The organism is Dyella jejuensis (genome assembly GCF_044904675.1).
Classification (GTDB): Bacteria; Pseudomonadota; Gammaproteobacteria; order Xanthomonadales; family Rhodanobacteraceae; genus Dyella_B; species Dyella_B jejuensis.
This window is the reverse complement of the sequence record NZ_JADIKJ010000021.1, coordinates 1-21,310: the sequence shown is the minus strand read 5'-3', so window position 1 is coordinate 21,310 and position 21,310 is coordinate 1. Positions and strand designations below refer to the sequence as shown.

Below are 21,310 nucleotides of genomic sequence, written 5' to 3'. Positions count from 1 at the left end.
TCCTAATGTTCCAGATCGCGAAATTGGCGATCAAGGTCGTATCGACTCGAGGTGACGTAGCCTTTCATGTGCTGCGGCTTCATGTCCGGCTCGCGAAAGCGATGGCGCGTATCACGAAAAGTGTCGCCCGCCGAGCGCCTTGTGCTGCGCCAGTACTCCTCATCGGCATCCCAAGCGTAAAGCATGTCCGGCTTGGTCGGAAGCATGAAGCCAAGTATGAGGTACGCAATCACAATAAGACCGTTGGTCCAGAGCAGGACAATGATCGCGAGGATCCGGACGATGGTGACATTGCAGTCAAGGTAATCGGCCAGGGCCGCGCACACGCCCATGAGCTTGCCACGTTGAGTATCACGGTAGAAGCATTGCGCACGCCAGTTTCGGTTGCGTCTCATGACTTAGCTCCGGTGGCGGCTTGATTGCCAGAAGCTGCGTTCGTCACCATCACCGTGATAGCTCAGCGGTCGCTCCCGTAAGATCAGCGCAGCCATGATATAAACCACCGCGACAGATACCGGGAATAACCAGCACAAAGCAAGCGCCCCAAGACGCGCCAGCCATATCGGCCACTGGAAGCTTTCGGCGATGCCAGCGCAGACACCAAAGATAGCGCCACGCTCGGAGTCGCGATAGAAGTGGTACTTGTTCCGTGAATCGTTCATGCCTTGTCACTCCAATTGGTATCTGTGCAATCCAGAATGGTTTCCGCCGATCGAAGATGTGCGAATTTCGGCACCTGCTAGAGAGGCAAGGGCTGGCCGAAAGCTGTTTGCCGCAGTGAGCAAGCACCTGAAAAGGCCACCTTCCTCTCGTCCGCCGCATGTCCCGGCCAGGGACGTTGCGCAGCTTGCGGAGCAACCTCCAAGTTTCATTAGTTCGCGCGATCCATGATCGACCACAGCGGCTCGACGAAAATGCAGAAGATGGCGAACATGCCAGTGAATTCCCCGTGGCCGGTTCTACTCGCCAGTAGACTTTCCCGCGCCCATGCGTTCTTTCAGGGTGGCGAGCTCAGCCTCGACGTAGTCGTTGGTTTCCAGATCCGCGAATTCACGATCGAGGTCGCGCTGCTTGCCGAGGTCGTAGGCTTCCACCTTGCCTTCCATGTGTTCCAGCTTGCGCTCGTAGTGTTCGAACCGGCCCAAGGCGTTATTGATCCGCTCGTCATGGGTGCGACTACGAGCCTTGAGGCGGTTGGCGGCCGTATTGTGCCGGGCTTCGAAGGCCTTCTGGCGCTGCTTGGCGTCAGCGAGCTTGGCTTGCAGCGCGATGATGTCATCGTTGAGTTTGGCCAGGCCCTGCTCGGCATTGCTGTGCTGCCCCTTCAGCAATGCCTGTTCGACCTCCGTATGTTTCTTTTCCGTGAGTGCAGCCTTGGCCAGATCATCACGCCCCTTGGTGATCGCCAGCTCAGCGCGACGCTGCCACTCGTCAGCCTCGCGTTGGGCATGATCCATGCGCCGTTCCAATTCCTTGCGGTCAGCGATGGCGCGCGCCGCCGCGGAGCGGACTTCCACCAGGGTGTCTTCCATTTCCTGGATGATCAGTCGCACCACCTTTTCCGGTTCTTCGGCCCTGTCCAGCATCGCGTTGATGTTGGAGTTAATGATGTCGCTCATTCTTGAAAAAACGCCCATGTTTGCTCACCTCGTGAGAATGAAGAACCACGGAGCATCTAAAGCACGGTGCGTGCCAAATATGCGAAATCATATAAGTTATTGATAAATAATAGTTTATTTCTCCAGGGGATTGGGAGTGGTGATTAGAATAAGTTAATTTGACTTATATGCAGTCAACATGACTAAATATAGGTCAATTAAGCTTTCGATGTGGAATACTGTTACGCAGATTCCATGCCCTTATCGTGTGATGCCCTGATGCCAGACCCACGGTCATTCGATCCTGAAACTACCGTCATGCTGGGCGAGTCGCCGGCCTTTCTGGACCTGCTGGAACATGCCTCGCGCGTCGCCGCCGTAAACAAGCCGGTACTGGTCATTGGCGAGCGCGGTACTGGCAAGGAATTGATCGCCGCACGCCTGCATTACCTCTCGCCACGCTGGCAGGCACCCCTTGTCAAACTCAATTGCGCAACCCTGACCGAAGCCTTGCTCGAAACCGAGTTGTTCGGCCATGAAGCCGGCGCTTTCACGGGAGCCAATCGCCGGCACGCTGGTCGCTTCGAGCAGGCCAATGGCGGCACCCTGTTTCTCGACGAGTTGGCAACTGTCTCGATGCGCGTGCAGGAAAAAATTCTGCGCGCGGTCGAGTACGGCCAATTCGAGCGCGTCGGAGGCAACGACACACTGACCGTCGACGTGCGCATCGTCGGGGCCACCAACGGAGACATGCCCGCCGCCGTGCGCGCCGGTCGGTTTCGCGCCGACTTGCTCGACCGACTGGCCTTTGACGTATTAACGGTGCCACCGCTGCGCGCACGCAAGGGCGACATCATGCAGCTAGCGGAGCACTTCGCCGTCAATATCACACGTGAACTGCAACGTGATTTGTTCGCCGGTTTTACCGAGTCTGCCCGCGCGGCACTGATCCATCACGCATGGCCGGGCAATGTGCGCGAACTCAAGAACGTGGTCGAGCGATCGGTTCATCGCGCAGCAGCAGATCAGCCGGTTGACGCCATCGTGTTCGATCCATTCGCTTCCGCCTTTCGTCCCGTGGTTGAAGCCGAACCAGGAGTCACGCCGGTGTCGTCTGAAAAGTCGAGCCACCTTCCATGCGACATCAAGTCGGAAACTGCCCGCCTCGAAGTCGACCTGATCGAGCGAGCACTTGCCGAAACCCACCGTAACCAGGCCATGGCCGCGTCGCTGCTTGGGCTAAGCTACCACCAGCTGCGTGCGTTATTGCGTAAACACGGCATGGTGAAATCACGCGGCAACCGGGACGGAGAGGTGTCACCTTGATCAAAGTTCCGGTCGGGAACAATTACCACGCTGATAATGCTTGGCTATCCAAGGTTTCCCATTGAGAGGTAGCCCGTCATACGTAATGGCGATTAGTCACTAATCGCAAGTATGAAACCAAGCGGGCAGGGCGCCGATCAAGGAGACCGATTCATGGCACGAGGTACCACCGAGAACCAGGCCAATGCCCCCCCCCGCACCATTTTGGGCGTCGGCGAGAATCCAACAGTGGGAAGGTCCGCGATACCAGCTGATTTCAGGCGTTCCGCAATTTGACATAATATACATTATGCGCAATGACAGGCATTTCAGCGCTTGGTGTCAGTTGTCGCAGTCCCGCTAATTCTGTCGCCTGACCCGCAAATTGTGTCATGTCCGCTTATACGGTCATCTTTTGACCGTGATTACGGAAAAAGCTGAGCGCTTCTAATGATGGCTTTGCCCGCTAGGACGCTATAAAACGCGAGGGCCCGTTTCTGCGGTCTGACGTATCCACATAAACGTTGAGAAGGCGCTTTGTGACTCTGGCACTTAAGTCTGTACACCAACTGCACTTGAACTTTGCCATTGCCCCAAATAAGTCTGCGCCGTTTGCACCAACCGCATAAAGGATTATGCCGACTTGGGAAATGCATTCAGTTCACCGCCTTGAGGTGGGCTTCCCATCGTTGACACGCTCTTTGGTGAAGTTTGACAACTTTGGTCCAATCCGTGATGCAAAGAACGAAAATGGCATATTCCTTAATACGCTCACCCTCGATAAGGATGCAGTGCTCATATAGCCACGTTTTGACATGCGTCATTAAGCGATGGCGATCAAACTCAGATAGCACTTCAACACGCAAATGGCGCACCAGGGCGCGGCGCTGGTGTTCGGACATGCGAACGAAGCCCAAGGTGTCTATCGCAACATTTTGATGCGTGAACAATGTTCGTTGGCGCCGGTATAGCGATCGGAGCGAGGCGATATCCGGTGTGGCGATCCCCAGCGTTTTACCCAGATGTGCCCACAGCTCAGCAGGGACTACCTTGACAGCGGCAAGCACGCTGCCGGTCATCCGGATAAAGCCGATCTGCAGTGCTAAACCTAGACGATGCAGCGTGTCGCGCTTGGCGAGAATCGCGCGTTGCTCCTTCGGCGAGTAGGTGAAAAACGCGTTGAGCTCGAATTGGTTGAGCTCTTTCGGGATCGATCGCAGTCCAAGATATGGCGTCTGCCAGTACTGCATGCCTGCCTCTGATCTTTCCATGGGGACGTGCCAGAGGTTAACAGCAAGTCGTTGATTTTACGCAACATGTTGGTCGGACATCCAAGATATTTCCATGTGAATCAATAAGTTAATCAACGGGCCAAAGCGCCACTATTTGCACCTAAATCAAAGTGACACCGACCCCAGCTCCACGTCGATCCGGTTGGTGGTGTGCGCAAAGACGTAGTTGCGCAAGCCGGTCAGCAAGACTTCGAACAAGCTGCTGGCCAGCAGCGCGACGCATATGACAATAAGCGTCGATTCGGCCCGGTTGGTGAGAACCTTGTCCATTACCACCTGGAACATCAAAGGCGTGACGAGACCGAACAACTGCAGAACAGCCGAAACGCCCAGCACCTCCAAGAGGTTGTGCCGGTATTTCACCATGGCCGGCAGAAACCAGGAGAAGTCGAACCTGGCCAGTTCGCCGGCCAGCGAAGCCCTTGAGGCAAACAGCAACACGCGACCATTCGAACGGGCAATGATCGCATCGCGGCTATGTACTGTCGGTGCCTTGGTGTTCGCCTCCTGCACGAGGACGGTTTGATCCTTGATCGCCGCAATGACGAAGTGGTCACCCTGCTTGTCCATCACCAACGCTGGCAGCGGCAAACGATCCATGCGATCTACCCGCAGCGGCATGGCACGTGAGCGCAGCCCCAGGGAGCGGGCCGCGAGTACTAGGTCACCTTCTTCAAAAACACCACGCTGCAATCCGGCGTTGTGACGAATCTGGCTCGCCTCGGCCGGAACGCCATGAAACCCGGCAATCAGAAGGAGCAGCGCCAGGCCTGGATCCGGCCTGGCATCCGGCTTGTCCGCCGTCACGGTAGCTTCTACGGCGCTCATGCGATGCGTTCCATTGTCGCGATGACGTGCTGGTTGCACGTCGGCTTGGCGAATTCATTCACCATGTCAATCATCCTGGCAGTCATTGCGTAGCACTCGCAGAAACGAATGCGGGTGGGTAAGCGGGATCCAGCAAGGCTAATTGCTGGCTCAGGCAAATTCTTTTGAGATCAAAACGCTTCGCCACCGTTTCTCGAGCTGCGTGGCGCAGCGCGTCGAGCGAATCCCGTTCAAGACACGCTTTGGATACCGCTTCGGTCAGATCCTGGTGTGAGAAGAAATCGACGAGACGGCCATTGATGCCATCTTCGATGACCTCCTGGACAGGGGCGGTTCTTGAGGCAACGACCATGCCTCCAGTCGCCATGGCTTCCAGCATCGACCACGACAACACGAAGGGATAAGTAAGGTAAACGTGGACACTCGATACCTGCAGCACGCGTAGATACTGGGCGTAGGGAATGCGGCCAAGAAAGTGCACGCGAGAGGTGTCCAGCCGCGCCCCCAGCTCGCTCAGCATCATTTCGCGATAGGTCCCGCCTCGTGCAGGCTTTTTGCTGTACGACACGTCATCGCCACCGACGATCACGATCCGCGCATCCGGCAATGCAGCCTGTATGGCCGGCAACGAGCGCATAAATACGTGAAACCCGCGATAAGGCTCCAGATTTCGGGCGACATAGGTAATGACGGGTGTCTGCCGGCTCAAGCGAAGCGAAGCATGCGGTAGCACGACCTCGGCAGCCGGATCGGGGCGCACGACATCCAGATCGATACCGTCGTGGATGACCGAGATGGATTTGCGTAGCAGCTCCGGATAGCGGGATCGCTGCCAAAATGTGGGACTGATGCCGGCATCCGCATCCACCAGGCTGGACAGCTGAGTCATGTTGTCCGTGCGAACGCGATAGGCATCTGTCACTTCGGCCTGGAATTCAGGATCGAAACCGATGTCCTGGCCTTCCCGATTAAAGTAGAACTCGCAGTAATTGATGATCCGCGCTTCCGGAAAGACATCGCGTACGTGCAGCGTGTCGCCCCACCCCGGGTGTCCGTAGATCACATCCGGTCGGAACCCGGTGCTGCGCAAACTTTGCAGGCACAGGGCTACCGCACGCCCTCTACGCATCGCGTTTGCCGTGTACAGCAATTCCGGTGGCAATTGCCCGGGGGTTATCTCCGCCATTTCATAGACGTGAAATTTCACGCCCGGCACGGCACGCGGAAAATGAGCGAGAACGCGGCGCTTCTCGCCGATGACTACCACCTCCTCATACTCAGGGCTTTGCGCGCAATGAGTCAGAAGATGCTTGAATTGTCCTGGAGCATTTTGATGGATGAAAACGATTCGGCGCGGCATGTGTAACGAACGTCGTGAGTGAAATGAGCCAGATAGATCGCACCGTCGTTACGGAAATGACACATAGCTTTGACGCCGGCGATTCGGCGGACTCCAAGCGTGAGGCCTGCAAAGTCCGCCGAACCGCCATTGATCGGCTAATCCACGAGTCACTACCCTGGCGATGAGGCAGCCGGAGAACGCTACGCCGCCACGTGCAACATGGCTCCATCCTCGGTTTTGTACGTGAGGGTCAGCGCAGCATCCGCCGCCAGGCTGGTTCCACTGAAGCTCGCCATGGCGTGGATCAACGGATTGACCTGCAGTACCAGGGCGTTTTCCGGCACGTCCATTTCATGAGGCTGGCTAACGACGCTTGAGCTGCTTGATGAGGATGTCACCGCCGAACTCGTGTTCGATGCAGTCGACGCACGATCGATCGGCGCCATGGCAGGCGTAGCTGCCGGCGATGCCGACGGCGAGGACGCAAACAGCTGATTGATCTGCGCCATCGTCACGTAGCTTCCATCACTGAATACCAGCTCGCCCACGTCGGTCACCGGCGAACCGTTGACGAAATGATCGGGCAAGGTAATGGAACTGGCCTGGCCGTCGCCTCCGTTCGACGTCGTGTCCAGAATGAGCAGTTCACTGCCGTCCGTTTCGAATTCCAGATCCGAAACCGTGATCCCCGCGCCAAACTGGATCGTGTTGCTCGTCGCCTTGCCATTGGCCACGATGGTGTCCTGGCCAAAGCCCGTATTGAACAGGAAGGTTTCCGCACCAGAACCGCCGTTCATCAGCGTGTTACCCACGCCGCTCTCCAACGTGTCCATATTGGAACCACCCGTCAACGTGTCGTTGCCGGAGTTGGCTTCAAGCAGATCGATGCCGTTGTCGCTGATCAGGGTGTTGCTCGATCCAGCGGTCAGCACTGTGGTCGGCGTCGGCGAAGGTGCTGGCGATGGCGATGGCGATGGCGAGGCGAACAACTGATTGATCTGCCCCATGGTTACGTAGCTGCCGTCGCTGAACAGCAATTCGCCGACGTCGTTCACTGGCGAGCCGTTGACGAAGTGATCGGGCAGCGTGATGGAGCTGGCCTGGCCGTCGCTACCATTCGAAACTGTGTCCTCGATCAGCAATTCACTGCCGTCCGTTTCAAACTCCAGATCCGAAACCGTGATCCCCACACCGAACTGGATCGTATTGCTGGTGGCGTTATCGTTGGCAACGAGGGTGTCTTGGCCGAAGCCCGCGTTGAACAGGTAGGTTTCTGCGCCGGAACCGCCATGCATCAGCGTATTGCCTACGCCGCTTTCCAGCGTATCCGTACCCGAGCCGCCTGTCAGCGTATCGTTGCTCGAATTCGCTTCCAGAATGTCCACGCCATTGGTGCTGACTAGCGTGTTACTCGGTCCCGCTGTCAGCACAGTAGGTGTGGGTGTGGGCGTCGGGGTGGGTGTGGGCGTCGGGGTGGGCGTAGGCGTAGGCGTCGGGGTGGGCGTTGGCGTTTGGCCAATCATCCCAATCAACTGAGCCCGTGTGAGCGATGTACCATTGGAGAACTGCACCGTAGCGACGCCATCGGTGCTGCTCGTATCCATACCATCCAAGGTTATTTGGTCGCCTGTCACGCCATCGGTGACGACTACATTGCTGCCGCTTTTCGTTACTTTCAGCGCCGAGGAGGTAATCCCCGGACCGAACTTCAATACGGGTGTCTGACCACTGGTGTAGACCTCATTGATCGCCAAATGCCCGTAACCGGAGTCGAAAACGAAGGTGTCGTTACCGCCATCGCCCGTCACCGAGTCGTTGCCGCCCTTGCCATCGATCAGATCAGCGCCCGTCGTACCTGTGATGGTGTCGTTACCTGTCGTCCCAGTCATTTCCAGTGCGATGATCTGGGCCCGTGTCAGGGTCGTACCATTGGACAGTTCCAGACTCGCAACGCCATCTGTACTGGTTGTCCACATGTTGACCAGGGTGATTTGATCGCCGCTGACCCCATCGGTTAGCACCAAATTGTTACCGCTTTTCGTGGCGTGAAGTGCCGAGGTCGTAATGCCAGCACCGAGTTCCAACACCGGTGTCTGGCCACCGGTATAGGTCTCATTGATCGTCAGCTGTCCATAGCCGGAATTGAACACAAAGGTATCGCTGCCGCCATCACCGGTCACGGAGTCATCACCACCTTTGCCGTCGATCAGATCAGCGCCCGACGTGCCCGTGATCGTGTCATTACCCGTCGTACCGGTCATTTCCAACGCGATGATCTGCGCCCGCGTCAGCGTCGTACCGTTCGACAGCGCCAAGCTCGCCACGCCATCGCCACTGGTCGTCCACATGTTAATCAAAGTGATTTGGTCGCCTGTCACGCCATCGGTTAACACCAGGTTGTTGCCGCTCTTCGTGGCATGAAGTGCCGAGGCGGTGATGCCAGCACCGAGCTCCAATACCGGCGTCTGGCCACTGGTATAGGCCTCGTTGATCGTCAACTGCCCATAGCCAGCGTTGAAAACAAAGGTATCGCTGCCACCATCACCGGTCACGGAATCATTACCACCTTTGCCGTCGATCAGATCAGCACCGGTTGTACCCGTAATGGTGTCGTTGCCCGTTGTCCCGGTCAGTTCCAACTGGATAAGCTGGGCCGCCGTCAGCGTACTGCCATCGGCAAAGTCGACCCCGACAACACCGTACTCACTGCTGTTGGACCACATATTGTCGATGGTGATCTGGTCACCCGCGATGCCATCCGTGACAATCAAATTGCTACCGCTAAATGTGACATGCAGTGACGAGGCAGTGATCCCCGCGCCAAACTGCAATATTGAGGAAGAGTATGCCGAGTCCTGGATCTCCAACTGGCCATAGCCCGCATCGAAGACAAAGGTGTCCGATCCCGCCGCGCCGATGACTAAATCGTTTCCGCCCTTGCCGTCGATCACATCGTTGGTATAGGTCCCGTAGAGGGTGTCATTCCCGGATGTACCCGTCATTTCCATTTGATTGAGCTGCGCTGCGGTCAAGGACGTGCCGTCGGCAAAGGTCACCTCGCCGACGCCTTCATCTTCGTACCGCAATTCATCAAACAGCGTAATCTCGTCGCCGCTGACGCCATCGGTCAGGAATAGGCTCGTGCCATCGGATGTAACATGCAAATTGGATGCTGAAATGCCAGTGCCGAGCTGCAGTACCGGCTGTTGTTCGCTGCTGTAGCTTTCATTAATGACAAGCTGTCCATATCCGGCGTTGAAGACAAAGGTATCGTTGCCGCCACCGCCAACGATAGAATCGTCACCGCCCTTGCCATCGAGCAGGTCGGCACCTGCGGTGCCATAGATCGTGTCGTTGCCGGTGGTCCCGGTCATTTCCATTTGTTCCAATTGGGCAGCGGTCAACGTTGTGCCATCGGCAAATTGCACGGCTGCTATGCCCCACGTTGTCGAACCCGCATCTCCAGCCATCATGTCCTTGATGGTGATTTGATCTCCGCTTATGCCGTCCGTCAAAATGAGGTCAAGCCCATTTGATGTCACCTGTAGCGCCGACTCTGTGATGCCTGAGCCCAGTTGGATAATGGGGGTCTCAGCAGGCTCTCCGTTTTGGACGTTACCCTGGCCATTTGCCGCGCTGCGATATTGGTCCCAGATCGTCAACTGACCATAGCCAGCATTAAATACGAACGTATCGTTACCGTCCCCCGGCACATAGGGATAGTCATTTGGATCTGTACTCCACTCACTGCCGTAAATGGTGTCGTTGCCGCCTTTTCCATCGAGAAGATCGGAACCCAACGTCCCATAGATGACGTCGTTACCTGACGTGCCTTGCATTTCAAGTTGTTCTAGCTGCGCCATGGTCATGGTCGTGCCATCGGCAAATTGGATGGTGCCGATACCGTTTCCGTAATTGTCCCACCCGCCGTTTATAGTGATTTCATCACCGGTTATGCCATCTGTGATGTACATGTTTCCAAACGTGTAGGTTGGGTAATACGCGGCAGCCTGTGTCGACACGTGCAGCGATGATTCGGTAATCCCAGGGCCTAGCTCGAGAACGGCGTTACCGCTGTTTGTCTCAGTGATATTCAATTGACCGTAGCCGGCGTCGAATACGAAGGTGTCTTGGCCACCTCCACCCACGACTGTGTCATCCCCACCTTTACCATCGATCAATTCGTTATCGGGGTCGCCGACAATATAATCATTGCCAGTCGTACCGATGAAGCCAAGTGCGATGAGCTGCGCGGCGGTCAACGTGGTTCCATCAGCGAATTGCACTTCAGCGACACCGTAGCCACCATAAGCGCCCTCGCCATCGAGGGTAATCTGATCGCCCGCAATGCCGTCGGTCAAGACGATACTATTACCCACCGTCACTTTCAGATTAGCCAGGGTGATGCCGGCGCCAAGTTCGAGCACGGGCACTACGCCGGTGGGGAAGGTATCTCGCGGCTCCAGCAGATTACCGGTGTCGTTGTTCTCTTCAATGCTCAGCTGACCATAGCCAGCATTAAATACGAACGTGTCGCTACCGCCGCCACCGTTGATGTAATCGTTTCCGCCCTTTCCATCGAACAACTCGGCATTCGAGGTGCCATACATGCTGTCGTTGCCGGTCGTACCCGTTGTCGTCACGCCCATCTGGATCAACTGGCTTGCGGTCAACGTGGTGCCGTCGGCCAATTGCACGCTAGCGACACCCCAATATGGGCTCGCCCACATGCTCTCCAGATCAATGGAGTCGCCCGTGACACCGTCAGCCAGGAACAGATCCTCGCCGTTCGTCGTGACTTGCAGCGACGAGGCCGTGATGCCCGCGCCCAATTGGAGCACAGGCTGCTGACCATTCAAGTAATTTTCGTCAATGGTAAGCTGGCCGTAACCGGCGTCGAACGCAAAAGTATCATTGCCGCCCTCGCCAATTTCGAGATCATTGCCACCCTTGCCATCAAAAAAGTCTGCCCCGGCTGTGCCGTCCAGGGTGTCGTCGCCGGTCGTTCCGTTGATGTCATGCGACATCTGGATGAGTTGAGCCGCGGTATACGTCGTTCCATCAGCCAACTGCACTTCGGCTACGCCAGTGTTGGGAAGTGAATCTTCACCCAGCAAATAGATTTGATCGCCACTGATTCCATCCGTGAGAACCAGATCGTCATGCCCGTTGTTGCTATCCGACGAGACCAGCAGCGTCGACGCTGTGATGCCCGCGCCAAGCTCCAACACGGGTTGTTGACCATTCGAGTAGCTTTCATTGATGACCAACTCGCCGTAGCCCTCGTTGTAGACGAAGGTGTCGCTACCGCCACCACCGTTGACGGAATCACCACCGCCTTTACCGTCGATCAGATCGGCACCCGACGTGCCATAGAGCGTGTCGCTGCCAGTTGTTCCAGTCATCTCCATCTGGATCAACTGCGATGCCGTCAGGCTCGTGCCATCGGCGAGCTGCACGGCCGCAACACCATCACCGCTGCTAGAAAGCATGCCGTCCAGGGTGATTTGATCGCCACTGATACCGTCGGTCAATATCAAATTGGTGCCATTCGACGTGACCTGAAGCGCGGACGCGGTGATCCCAGTTCCCAATTGCAACACCGGTACCTGGCCGGTTGTATAGCTCTCGTTGATCTCTAGTTGGCCGTAACTAGCGTTGAATACGAAAGTATCGCTGCCACCTTCACCATATTCGATATCGCCGCCGCCCTTGCCATCGATCAGATCAGCGCCCGATGTACCGTAGATCGTGTCGCTACCGGTCGTACCGGTCATTCCCGTCTGCTTCAGTTGTGCTGCAACCAGGCTGGTACCGTCGGCGAACTGGACGACTGCCACGCCGTCACTACTCGATGACCACATGCCGTCCAGAGTGATCTGGTCGCCGCTGACGCCGTCGGTAAGCACCAGATCGGCGCCATTCTCTGTCACTTTCAGCGCAGATGCGGTGATCCCCGCCCCCAGTTGCAACACGGGCTGTTGACCACTGGAATAGGTCTCGTCGATGGTGAGTTGCCCATAACCAGCATTGAACACGAAGGTATCGCTACCGCCGTTACCGATTACCGTATCGTTTCCACCGTCACCATCGAAATAGTCCGCACCCGTGGTACCCACCAGTGAGTCGTTTCCAGTCGTTCCGTTGATGGCAACGGCCTTCTGAAAGACCTGCAATTGAGTCAGGGTCGTACCATCGGCAAACGAGAATGTCGTGATCTGATGTTGACTGGGTTGCGAAGCCTCGAAGCCCGCCACGGTCAACGTCGTATCGGACAACGCCCCAAAGCCGATGGTCAGGGTGTTCGAGGTCGAGTTATAGCTATAAGTCAAATCGGATGAGCTGATACCGGCACCGAACTCCAGTACATCGGTGCCGGCCGTTGTAGCGTTTTCGTCGATCGTGTCCGACCCATCGCCCAGGTTGTATACGTAAGTCGACTGCCCGGTACCACCCACTATCTTTGCGGAGCCCGAGCCACTTTCAATGGTGTTAGCACCGCTACCGCCTTGGATTTGATCGAACCCAGCGCCCGCGTAGACTGTCGCACTTCCGCTACCTGCGATAACCACAAGGGGTGCGGTTTCTGTGCCGCCGGCACCTGCATGGATGATGGTCGAAAAGGGGCCGTCAATGCCGAGGCCACCATAATAGTTGTCGCTACCCGTCGTCCCATCGGATTGGGTCCAGGCATCTGCTGTGAGTAACCCGCTGGCGTTGTAGCTATCCGTAATGCTGTTGCCATTCCCGTCACTGTAGGCGATGGTCTCGCTGCCATCGCTATTGACCGTGGTGACGATACTGGAGTGATCGTAGCCATTGCTGTTGGTGGTGACCGTAGCTCCCGCTGCATTGGTGCTGGTCGTACTGGTCACGTCGGTGTTGTTGCTACTCCAGGCTACACCGGTCAGCACATCTTGGACGTTGTAGTTGTCAGTGCTGGTATTGCCCCACGTATCGGTGGTAAAGGCGCTGTAACTGCCATCCGCGTTGGTCGTTTTGCCACTGCCCGAACCATAGGTCGTGACGAATGTGCTGGAGCCGGAGCCATTGGCATTGGTAATGGCCGTGCCCGTACTGCCATTTGCATTTTGCCAACTGTCGCTCGAGGCCCCGTCTGCACTGGTATTGAACGTGCCGGTATTGCCTAGTCCGTCGCTGCCCACGATGGTTTGGCTGCCGTTTTGATTGAGCGTCTCGACGACGCTAGAGCCATCGTAACTGTTGGTGCTGGTGATGACCACGGCACCCGCAGCATTGGTACCGGTGGAAGTGGTTACATCGCTATTGCCGCTACTCCACTCAACACCCGTCAATTCGCCTTGGTCGTTGTAATAGAAGTAACTTGTGTTACCTGACGCATCCTTAATGTAGGTTTCCGAACTGCCGTCCGTATTGTAAATGTCTCCGCCACCGCTTCCATCAGTATTTTGCCACACGTCGCTGGTTTCGGTACCGCTGGCGTCAAAGTATTCGTTACTGACCTCACCATTCGCGCCGGTGAAAATGGTGTACGAACTACCATCCGCAGCGTAATTGACCTCTTCGTTAGAGCCATCTGAGTTGTACGTGACGGAGCCATGCGCCCCGGTCGATGCGTTGCTGTAGTCGCCACCCGTCTCCTGCCCTGACGAGTTCGTGTATATGGTCCAGGTATTGCCTTGCGAATCGGTAAAGTGGGCCGTGGAGGAATTATCACTACTAGTCCATGCCTGCCCATTCGTAAACGTACCTGTCCACGCCGAGGCCTGGGAATTATTGCTCGTGGTGTGATAACTGCCGGTGAGCTCGCCGCTGACGCTGAACTGCCAAGCGGTAGTGTCGCCGGAAGCATTTTCGAAATAGACTGTGTAAGTACCGTCCGCGTTGACGACATCGCCAAAACTGGATCCGTCGGGATCGATCACCAGGCCGGCTGCAACGGTTTGCTGATCGGCGACACTACCATCGCTGTTGTACTCAGTAACGACGACATTGCCATTGGCCAAGTAGTCGTAGTCCGAACTCATGCTGCCATTGGAATTGAACAGTGTGATGTCATAGCTGCCCGTAGCCTGATGCCAGACATCCGTGCTCGTCGTCTGCCCGCTCTTGTTGGTATTGGTAATGGTGATGTCACCCTGTGCCTCGAGGGTCACCGTGCCACCACTACCGTCCGCATTACTGAAGGTGCCAGAGCCCGAGGAGCCGGAATCAAAGGTATCCGAGCCGTTCGCTCCGTCCGTGTCAGTCCACTGATCCGAAAGCAGCGTTCCCTGCGCGTTGAGGTGGGTGATGGTGTTCCCGTTACCCTCCGCAGTGTCGCGCCAGATACTGCCATCGACCGCCGTGTCATTGGTGATTTCCACGCCGCTGGCATTAACGACGCTTGTTCCTTTGGTTATGTTGGTATTGGCCCAGGCCACAAAAACGCCTGCGTCTGAAGTACTGACCCAGGTATTGCCGATCCAGTTGCCCGCCGCGTTGTAGTTATTGGTTATCTGTTCACCACCGCTGGTAGCAGTGGTGCTACTGGCCACGGTCAGATCGTTGGTGCCCGCTCCAGTGGCACTGCCTTGACCAGTCTGGTCTCCGGCGGCGCTATAGTTGGTTGTGAGTGATTGGTCTTGCGAATTTGAGCTGAAATTCTCGTAGCTGCCATCAGGGTTCTGGATGATCATCGACTCGGATAGCGGAACCGTATAAGGGGTGGTGCTATCCGGGAGGTTGGTCAAACCGTCCTGATACACCGTTACGGAGCCTGACGTGCCATCGGAGTGCACCCAGGTCGAACGGGTTTCGATGCCATTCTGCGTGAAATAGTCGGTGGTGATATTGCCAAGGCCGTCGTCAGTGACAGTGACGTAAGTACCGTTGGCGTAGGTGATCTTGCTGGTAGTCGAACCGTCCGCATTGAGCGTGTCGGTGCCTGACGTCTGGTCGGTCGCCGTCCAGGAGTCGCCGCTGATCAGGCCATTGCTGCCCGACTGATATGTGTCTTGGGTGCCATCGGACTGGGTCAGTGTGCCGGAACCATCCGTAACACCAGGGTTGGGAGCGACTGCGGTGGTAAGGGTGGCTGCCTGAGGGTCTTGAGAGGTCGAGGACGATTGTGAGCTGTTATTGGACGTATTTACGCTCTCGGATGGGTCTATTTGTGCTGCAGCAACACCGATCCCCCATGCAATTACCTTTGCCGCAAGGGCGCTCGGTTCCAAGGGCGGGCAAATTTCGGCGAAATTTCCATATAGATCTATCAAGTCACCTATGGTCGTCAATATATCGGCAGAAGTCCCGTCACCCGATTTAATTGTCTCTATCTTATCCATTATTTGAGCTGCATCAGCCACCATGGCTGGCACGCCGAGAATTTTCGAAAGAAGCTCTGTAGCCGGTGCTTCTTCAAAATCCTTTAGCGTATTCGTGAGATCAATGCATAACTTGGTCAGGTCAACCAGTGTATCCGTCAGGTCGTTTTCATTACTACCCAAATAATCCAAAACATCCGCACCCAGGTTTTTGGCATCCAGCGCGGTGCTTGCAAAGTCGAGACCGAGACCCATGAAATCACCCCCTCTGAGTAAAGAATACGAATATGATGACGAGATAAATGGCAACCAGAAGCATTGGAATAATCGTTACATGCAGGCGACTTGTAAACCACCAGTCACTGAAAATCTTTTCCGGTGATTTTCTGTATATTTCCCTACCTTCAAACTTGATACTACTTGCGCACAGCACGTCTCCACCATTTGTCTTAATCGAAGCCACAGTGACCGTAACCTGACTGTTTGGTGGAACCTCCTTTAAATGCGCGATGCACGAACCCACGCCACCGCTGTAATTAACGCCACAATATATGTACTTTCCGTCCACCTGCGTTTCGTAATTTTTCCCAAACTTCTGATATGAATAAGCCCCAGAAATATCCGTCGTTTTCTTGAAATCATCTAAACTTGGAGCCAGTTTTTTTAGCTTTCCAAACTGATAGGTGATCGCCGCCAAGAAAATAAATAAACCGATTGCAATCTTGAAAAATAATGAGCCGGTCATTGCTTCATTCCCCCACAAGAAGTTGTGCGTTATTCTCGAATTTGACCACCATATACTTCATGGCAATCTGCACGGCTGCTTGCCTGTAATTCGGAACCTCCAATAATTCACCAATATCCCTGGCAATGCTTTCCACTGAAGCACCACCCTCTACAGTCTTGGCTGCTCCAGTCTGCGCCAACGCATGGGCGACCACGTGTTGCTCCAACGTGCGTGGAACCGAAAGGACCGGCAGCCCGATAAGCAACGATGTTGTCGTGGTCGCCACGCCACTGGTGATGACGAGACGCGCCCTTGGCAACAGGAAAGCCAGTTCCAATGGCTGTGCATAGAACGCGATGCGGTCGAAACTTGCTGGCCACTGCGGTGGGCAGCCGGGCATGACGCAGAGTATTTCGGCCTCAAGGCTATTGAGTGCCTGTAGAACACTTTCACAGGCAGGTGCTTGCGGGTGCAGATACGCAAAAATTCGAGTGCCTGCACCAGTGTTTTTCCACCCAGCGCGATGAAAGGCAGGCAGTGCAAATATTGGCCCGACGTATTGCTCCTGGAGGCGAGAACCGAAGGGATCCAGTTCGGGCAACGTGGTGAGTCTTACCTGCTCTGCGGGGAAGAGTTCTCCCAAGAACTTGAGAGCGGGTTGTTGAAATCGACTCAGAATCGAATTGATGTTTTCCGTGACCTCCGCTTCCCGCAGCATCGCAAGTTCTTGTACAGAGGGGTCGACTGCTTCCCGAAAGATGGGCAACGGGGTGAGAGTTGGTGGAACGTCAAACGCGCCCCCCACAAAAAGGGTCGGCGTACACCGAACACGCGCTGCCAGCACCGCAGTGGGTGCGTTGACATACACCAGCAGTGTCGGGTCTATCTGGGCGAGCAGCGCTACCCATGCCTCCGTGGCCGCAGCAAGTGCAACGGGATCTGCATAGCCTAGCCGCCACAACAGATCGGCAAAATTGAGCGCTGCTCCTTGGTGAGCTGCGGGATGCTGAGTAATACGAAGTACGGGGGCCTGAAGCAGCGGGAAGTCATCGCCTGAGAAGAAGAATCGGGCCGCATTCAAGTCACTGACAGCCAAAACCACCTCGTGCCCAGCGGCGCGATAGGCACGCGCCATCGCGAGCATGCAGCCGAGATGTCCCCAATTATTCGCGAATTCGCCGGCTATAAGAACACGCCCAGCGCCTTGCGGTTTCGGTGTGTCGCTCGGCTCAACGCGAGAGTGTTGCCTTCGCCCCAAGCCATCCTTTGCTTGCCACATTTGCTTCCTTCTCCCCTGGCCAGCCTGACGTGCAGGCTCGCTTCCCACTTGCAATGGTAACCATGGGGACTCGCAGGGCGCCCGCTGGCCACATGGAATGAGCGCGCCAGACTTTAAAGTCCTGCACGTCTTCCATTGACGAATTTCGTGTGCCCCGTGCCCTCTAATGAATAGATTGCACCTTAATATGTAGCTTACATTCCTTACAACATAACGAATATGGGAGTTGCCCTACATACGTGTAGTCTTTGGACTACATTGAGACTCTGAGCCGCCACTGAACCGTCGCTGTTGTAATCCGTAACGACGACATTGCCATTGGCCAAGTAGTCGTAGTCCGAACTCATGCTGCCATCGGAATTGAACAGTGTGATGTCATAGCTGTCCGTGGCCTGATGCCAGACATCCGTGCTGGTCGTCTGCCCACTTTGGTTGGTATTGGTGATGGTGATGTCGCCCTGCGCCCCGAGGGTCACCGTGCCGCCACTACCGTCCGCATTACTGAAGGTGCCCGAGCCCGAGGAGTCGGAATCGAAGGTATCCGTGCCACTGGCTCCATCCGTGTCAGTCCACTGATCCGAAAGCAGCGTTCCCTGCGCATTGAGGTGGGTGATCGTGGTTCCGTTCCCCTCCGCAGTGTCGCGCCAGATACTCCCATCTACCGCCGTGTCATTGGTGATTTCCACGCCGCTGGCATTAACGACGCTTGTCCCTTTGGTCATGTTGGTATTGGCCCAGGCCACATAGACGCCCGCGCCTGCAATACTGACCCAGGTATCGCCGATCCAATTGCCCGCCGCGTTGTAGTTGTTAGTTATCTCCTCGCCTGCACCGTTATTGATGGGCGTGCTACTACTGGCCACGGTCAAATCGTTGGAGCCCGCTCCAGTCGCGCTGCTTTGACCCGTCTGGTCTCCGGTGGAGCTGTAGTTGGTTGTCAGCGTTTGGTCTTGCGAATTTGAGCTGACATTCTCGTAGCTGCCATCAGGATTCTGGATGATCATCGCCTCGGATAGCGGAACCGTATAAGGCGGAGGGCCATTCGGGATATTGGTCAAACCATCCTGATACACCGTTACCGAGCCCGACGTACCATCGGAATGTATCCAAGTCGAACGGGTTTCGATGCCATTCTGGGTGAAGTAGTCGGTGGTCACATTACCGTGGCCATCGTCAGTCACAGTGGCATAGGTACCGTTGGCATAAGTAATCTTGCTGGTGGTCGAGCCATCAGCATTCAGCGTATCGGTTTCAGTCGTCTGATTGGTAGATGTCCACGAATCGCTGTTGACTAGACCATTGGCGCCGGATTGATATGTGGCTTGAGAGCCATCGGACTGAGTCACGGTGCCCGAACCCATAGTGACGCCTGGGTCAGCGCTACCGGTGGGAGTAATAGTCGCAGGCTGCGGATTGGATTCAGATTCGGAAGCAGTATTTTGCTGACCCTCTTGCGAATCCTCCTCTTCGGACAAATGAACCGACCACACCCCCAATCCCCACGCAGCCGTCTTGATAGTAAGGCCAACAGCTTCGACAGGAGGGTCAACAACCCCGGCAATTGCGACCAAGCTTCCGTCCATGTCAAGCACGTCGCCTAATATCGCAAAAATATCTGAAGTTGATAAACCACTCACACCCTTCGCGCCATCGACTTTAGCCACAACATCGGCTACATCGCCAGGCACAGAGGCAATTGCAAAGATTCGGCCCATGACCTTCCCGAGGACAGTATCAGACTTTTGAACCTCGACAACGAGCTCAGAAGCGTCACGAGCGATCTTATAAGCATCAACCATTAGCTGATTAAGTGTCGCTTTACCACTTAAATAAAGACTAATATCTTCACACAAGGCCACGGAATCTACGCCGAGCCCAGCGAATGAGGAAATGATATTTCCATTCCCTTCCTCAGAGGAGAAATTCTCAGCCCATGTCTCCAAACTCGTCACTGCGCTCATGTTGTCATCCTATTCCGAGTGAGAATAATACGTGTACAGCCCACAACAAAAATCGCAATAATCAAAGACAAGCTGGAAAACCAATAAATATTTTCATTTCTCCACGCATTTATGCATTGAGCGGGGGTTTGAATGAATAATTCCGCACCTGATGACTTGATATTCATTGCCATCGCAATATCGCCGTATATCATTTTTATGTTTACAATTTGCACGGTAATGACTGCCCGCTGCGGCAAACGTTCTGTATATCGAAGACAGGTATAAAAGCTTATAGCTCCAGCCCCACAATAGAACGGCGTGTTATTTACCCAAACAGTGCTCGCACCGCGAGAAGCTTTATAATATTTATAGGTTCCAGTCACCTCTAAAGGATGGTTAAAGTCCTCAGTATCAGGTACCGGAAAGTAATGAGAAACGACCATCGCCTGAATGCCAAAGAAAGCTGCAAATACTATAGCGCCAAGGAGGATATAATGGATTGCCGAATCTTTCATTGCGAGCATACCTCAAGTATATTTTCCGGCCTCAATTTATTCGCATCTTTTTCAAAATGAAATGCCATATATCTCACAGCCATCCTTTTAGCCGCTCGCTTGTACTTTAGATCACCTGGAAATTCGCTTATGTTTTCAGCAATTCGCTCCATCGACTCTCCGGAAACTCTCTTCTTCAGATGAAAGTTGCTCGGCCCAGCCAAACTTGTCAGAGCGCTCATACCATCTTATCCCTACTAGTGAGAAAAATGTGAGTAAAGCCTACGACCAAGATCGCAATAATCAAAGAAAAGGCAGAAAACCAAAAATTGTTTCCATTTCTCCAGGCATTTATACACTGAACAGGGGTTTGACTAAACAATTCTGCGCCCGAAGATTTAATATTCATTGCCATCGCTATATCACAGTAAGCTGTTTTCAGATTTACAATCTGTACGGTAATTGGCGATCGTTGTGGCAAACCATTTGTATATCTAAGGCAAGTATAATAACCCATGGCACTCGCACCACAATAGAACGGCTTATTATTCACCCAGACGACGCTCTGCGTGCGAGATCCTTTATAATATGTGTAGCTTCCACTCACCTCTAAAGGATGGCTAAATTCTCAATGGTCGGCGTCGGCAGATAATGAGGAACGACCAACGTCTGGATACCAAAGAAAGCTGCAAAGGCGACTACACCCAAAAGGAGATAGTTGATTGCCGAAACTCTCATAAATTGCATACTCCGAGCATCTTGATTCAGATGCCTATTGACTCACAATTGACAGTTGAAATCCTCGTAGCACGGCTTGTCCCTGCATTTTAGTTTCCGACAACACTGGGGGCATTATTTTCAAATTGAGTTGCCATATACTTCGTGGCAATTCGTATGGCCGCCTGCCTGTACTTCGAATTGACTAGTAACTCGCTGATGTCCTGAGCAATGCGCTCCACGTCTCCCCCATCAGCTATCTTGGCCGCTCCGCTCCGCTCCGTTCCAGCATGTGAGCAACTTTGTGTTGCTCCAACGTGCGCGGAACCGAAAGAATCGGCAGACCAACAAGTAACGTCGTCGTCGTGGTCGACACGCCACCGGTAACAACAAGGCTAGCTTGAGGCAATAGGAAAGCCAGCTCCAGCGGTTGTGCATAAAAGGTGATTCTGTCAAAGCGCCCTGGCCAATGCCGCGGGCAGCCAGGCATCACGCAGA

14 protein-coding genes are annotated in these 21,310 nt (G+C 54.8%); 1 reads left to right on the top strand and 13 read right to left on the bottom strand.

Annotated features, from left to right (window positions below; all coding sequences use genetic code 11):
- Nucleotides 1–2 precede the first annotated feature (2 nt).
- The 3 genes from pspC to pspA form a co-directional block, all read right to left on the bottom strand.
- Nucleotides 3–395: an envelope stress response membrane protein PspC gene (gene pspC, locus ISP15_RS16680; RefSeq protein ID WP_404548911.1), complete on the bottom strand. Its 393-nt coding sequence runs from the start codon at nucleotides 393–395 to the stop codon at nucleotides 3–5.
- Nucleotides 396–398: 3 nt separating this feature from the next.
- Nucleotides 399–662, bottom strand: coding sequence for a PspC domain-containing protein (locus ISP15_RS16675; protein ID WP_404548910.1), 264 nt, complete (start codon nucleotides 660–662; stop codon nucleotides 399–401).
- A 297-nt stretch (nucleotides 663–959) separates the two neighbouring features.
- Nucleotides 960–1,637 carry a phage shock protein PspA gene (gene pspA, locus ISP15_RS16670; RefSeq protein ID WP_404548909.1) on the bottom strand — a complete coding sequence of 226 codons (678 nt, stop codon included), beginning with the start codon at nucleotides 1,635–1,637 and terminating at the stop codon, nucleotides 960–962.
- Between the two features lie 216 nt (nucleotides 1,638–1,853).
- Between pspA and pspF the strand changes: the two genes are divergently transcribed.
- Nucleotides 1,854–2,924 carry a phage shock protein operon transcriptional activator gene (gene pspF / locus ISP15_RS16665; RefSeq protein ID WP_404548908.1) on the top strand — a complete coding sequence of 357 codons (1,071 nt, stop codon included), beginning with the start codon at nucleotides 1,854–1,856 and terminating at the stop codon, nucleotides 2,922–2,924.
- Between the two features lie 635 nt (nucleotides 2,925–3,559).
- On the opposite strand, the gene ISP15_RS16660 is transcribed toward pspF, so the two are convergent.
- The 10 genes from ISP15_RS16660 to ISP15_RS16615 form a co-directional block, all read right to left on the bottom strand.
- Entirely contained in the window at nucleotides 3,560–4,153 is a 594-nt protein-coding gene (locus tag ISP15_RS16660; RefSeq protein ID WP_404548907.1) for a DUF4158 domain-containing protein, read from the bottom strand.
- Nucleotides 4,154–4,300: 147 nt separating this feature from the next.
- On the bottom strand, nucleotides 4,301–5,023 hold the full coding sequence (locus ISP15_RS16655; protein ID WP_404548905.1) for a cysteine peptidase family C39 domain-containing protein: 723 nt from the start codon (nucleotides 5,021–5,023) through the stop codon (nucleotides 4,301–4,303).
- 82 nt (nucleotides 5,024–5,105) lie between these two features.
- Nucleotides 5,106–6,383 (bottom strand): glycosyltransferase, encoded by a 1,278-nt coding sequence (locus tag ISP15_RS16650; RefSeq protein WP_404548904.1) that lies wholly within the window; start codon nucleotides 6,381–6,383, stop codon nucleotides 5,106–5,108.
- Nucleotides 6,384–6,565: 182 nt separating this feature from the next.
- Entirely contained in the window at nucleotides 6,566–15,907 is a 9,342-nt protein-coding gene (locus ISP15_RS16645; protein ID WP_404548902.1) for a calcium-binding protein, read from the bottom strand.
- A 4-nt stretch (nucleotides 15,908–15,911) separates the two neighbouring features.
- A complete protein-coding gene (locus ISP15_RS16640; protein WP_404548901.1) occupies nucleotides 15,912–16,397 on the bottom strand; it encodes a hypothetical protein in 486 nt (161 codons plus the stop codon).
- A 4-nt stretch (nucleotides 16,398–16,401) separates the two neighbouring features.
- Nucleotides 16,402–17,523 carry a glycosyltransferase gene (locus ISP15_RS16635; RefSeq protein ID WP_404548899.1) on the bottom strand — a complete coding sequence of 374 codons (1,122 nt, stop codon included), beginning with the start codon at nucleotides 17,521–17,523 and terminating at the stop codon, nucleotides 16,402–16,404.
- Between the two features lie 338 nt (nucleotides 17,524–17,861).
- A complete protein-coding gene (locus ISP15_RS16630) occupies nucleotides 17,862–19,619 on the bottom strand; it encodes a hypothetical protein (protein WP_404548898.1) in 1,758 nt (585 codons plus the stop codon).
- Nucleotides 19,616–20,116, bottom strand: a complete 501-nt coding sequence (locus tag ISP15_RS16625; RefSeq protein ID WP_404548896.1) for a hypothetical protein — start codon at nucleotides 20,114–20,116, stop codon at nucleotides 19,616–19,618. Before ISP15_RS16625 ends, ISP15_RS16630 begins: the two co-directional genes overlap by 4 nt.
- Nucleotides 20,113–20,337, bottom strand: coding sequence for a hypothetical protein (locus ISP15_RS16620; protein ID WP_404548895.1), 225 nt, complete (start codon nucleotides 20,335–20,337; stop codon nucleotides 20,113–20,115). Before ISP15_RS16620 ends, ISP15_RS16625 begins: the two co-directional genes overlap by 4 nt.
- A gap of 731 nt (nucleotides 20,338–21,068) precedes the next feature.
- A partial coding sequence (locus tag ISP15_RS16615; protein WP_404548894.1) for a hypothetical protein occupies nucleotides 21,069–21,310 on the bottom strand: 242 nt, incomplete at its 5' end.

Excerpts from the sequence above, each read along its gene's own strand:
- pspC (WP_404548911.1), bottom strand. The coding sequence starts at position 395 with ATGAGACGCAACCGAAACTGGCGTGCGCAATGCTTCTACCGTGATACT.
- ISP15_RS16675 (WP_404548910.1), bottom strand. The coding sequence starts at position 662 with ATGAACGATTCACGGAACAAGTACCACTTCTATCGCGACTCCGAGCGT.
- pspA (WP_404548909.1), bottom strand. The coding sequence starts at position 1,637 with ATGGGCGTTTTTTCAAGAATGAGCGACATCATTAACTCCAACATCAAC.
- pspF (WP_404548908.1), top strand. The coding sequence starts at position 1,854 with ATGCCCTTATCGTGTGATGCCCTGATGCCAGACCCACGGTCATTCGAT.
- ISP15_RS16660 (WP_404548907.1), bottom strand. The coding sequence starts at position 4,153 with ATGCAGTACTGGCAGACGCCATATCTTGGACTGCGATCGATCCCGAAA.
- ISP15_RS16655 (WP_404548905.1), bottom strand. The coding sequence starts at position 5,023 with ATGAGCGCCGTAGAAGCTACCGTGACGGCGGACAAGCCGGATGCCAGG.
- ISP15_RS16650 (WP_404548904.1), bottom strand. The coding sequence starts at position 6,383 with ATGCCGCGCCGAATCGTTTTCATCCATCAAAATGCTCCAGGACAATTC.
- ISP15_RS16645 (WP_404548902.1), bottom strand. The coding sequence starts at position 15,907 with ATGGGTCTCGGTCTCGACTTTGCAAGCACCGCGCTGGATGCCAAAAAC.
- ISP15_RS16640 (WP_404548901.1), bottom strand. The coding sequence starts at position 16,397 with ATGACCGGCTCATTATTTTTCAAGATTGCAATCGGTTTATTTATTTTC.
- ISP15_RS16635 (WP_404548899.1), bottom strand. The coding sequence starts at position 17,523 with ATGCTCGCGATGGCGCGTGCCTATCGCGCCGCTGGGCACGAGGTGGTT.
- ISP15_RS16630 (WP_404548898.1), bottom strand. The coding sequence starts at position 19,619 with ATGAGCGCAGTGACGAGTTTGGAGACATGGGCTGAGAATTTCTCCTCT.
- ISP15_RS16625 (WP_404548896.1), bottom strand. The coding sequence starts at position 20,116 with ATGAAAGATTCGGCAATCCATTATATCCTCCTTGGCGCTATAGTATTT.
- ISP15_RS16620 (WP_404548895.1), bottom strand. The coding sequence starts at position 20,337 with ATGAGCGCTCTGACAAGTTTGGCTGGGCCGAGCAACTTTCATCTGAAG.